Source organism: Endozoicomonas sp. ONNA2 (genome assembly GCF_024606365.1).
Classification (GTDB): Bacteria; Pseudomonadota; Gammaproteobacteria; order Pseudomonadales; family Endozoicomonadaceae; genus Endozoicomonas.
In genome coordinates this window covers 1-1,484 of the sequence record NZ_JAHHPO010000623.1, presented here as the reverse complement: position 1 = coordinate 1,484, position 1,484 = coordinate 1, and the positions used below count along the sequence as shown (strand labels likewise).

The window sequence follows — 1,484 nt, the reverse complement described above, 5'->3', positions numbered from 1 at the left end:
GCTGGCAAAAATGAACAAACCATCATAAATACCCAAGTGATCAACAGCAACATTACTACCAAAAATCGAGCAGCTGTTGAAATTGAACCCGACGTTATATGTAATGTCCGGATTGATAAAAGATGGCTAACAAACAGCTCCCTGGATCAGTGTGAGGATCTGCAGAAAAAAGTCTGTTTAAAAATTGTCCCCAGCAATTCACCACTGTGCCAAACCAATAATCACGAGGCTAACCTGACGCCCACAATCACTTTGACTACGTTATCCAGCAACACTTCCGGCCTCAACTTTACCCCATCTGCCACACCAACACCGCCAGTGAATGGGTTTTCCAGCAACATTTCCTTGCCCGGCACCAGTCTTGCCCCATTTACCACACCAGCACCGCCTCCAATAAGTCTTGCTGCGATACTCTCTGTCGCCCTGGGTGCAGGCGTTGTTTTGCTGGCCGGTGCCGCTGTTGCGTGCTGCTGCTACCATCGCCGCCAAAAATCATTGACCAGGGCCGACAGCCCGGACTGGAATGGCCGAACGTCGCCTGATGGCAGCAACCAATTCATGTCGGAAGTCGGCAGCCCGGACTGGACTGGCCCAACGCCGCCGGATTTAACCCATCGTCACCACCCACTGTGGCCACTCAACCAGGCAATCACAGGGAACAATATTCCCATGGAGACGTTTGGCAAGGAACCTGACCAACCGATATTCCCGGATAAACCGGACATATTTGAACCTGACCAGCCGATGTACCTGAATCAATCGGACATGTCTGAACCTGACCAGCCGATATACCTGAATCAATCGGACACGTCTGAACCTGACCAGCCGATGTACCTGAATCAATCGGACACGTCTGAACCTGACCAGCCGATGTACCTGAATCAACCGAGCAGGTCCAGACCTGCCCCCAGAACGTTCACCCACCCATGCAGCCCGAACAGGCAAATATGGAGATATGGGGCAACAACTTTATAACCAACTTTAAAGAGGAGCCTGACCCACCGATGTGCTCTGAGAGCACTGCATTTTCATAGAAAAAAAGGCGCATGAAAGGAATTGTCCTGAAATAACTGCCACATTTTTACAGACGCCGCCCGCTTGCCGAAAAGCTGGAATCACTTGTGCTTTTGCGGGCAGCGGGCGGCGCATTTCCCAAGCAGTTAATCCAAACTATTCTTACCACTGCCTTGTAGTCAGCTACTATCATCATTCTTGAATTAACACCGGCACATATTCAAAAAAAATAATCGTTGCGCATCATAAACAGGCAAGCATCCCTTGCGTGTTTCTTATTGTCTGATCTACCAGCCAGTGGACTGATATTACCGTAAGTAACCTTGCCATGAGGTATTGATTTTGATACGACAATCAGGCACAAACCCGCCACCCATGGTCATCGACCCGCAACCGGAAATAACGCCGTCAACAAAACCCGAGGGTCAATGGCAAGGATTGTGGAGGCTTCGTTCGGCGGCTGATGCATT

1 protein-coding gene is annotated in these 1,484 nt (G+C 50.0%); it reads left to right on the top strand.

The window, feature by feature from the left end; translation table 11 throughout:
* A partial coding sequence (locus KDK14_RS10935; RefSeq protein ID WP_257265143.1) for a hypothetical protein occupies window positions 1–975 on the top strand: 975 nt, incomplete at its 5' end.
* Window positions 976–1,484 lie beyond the last annotated feature (509 nt).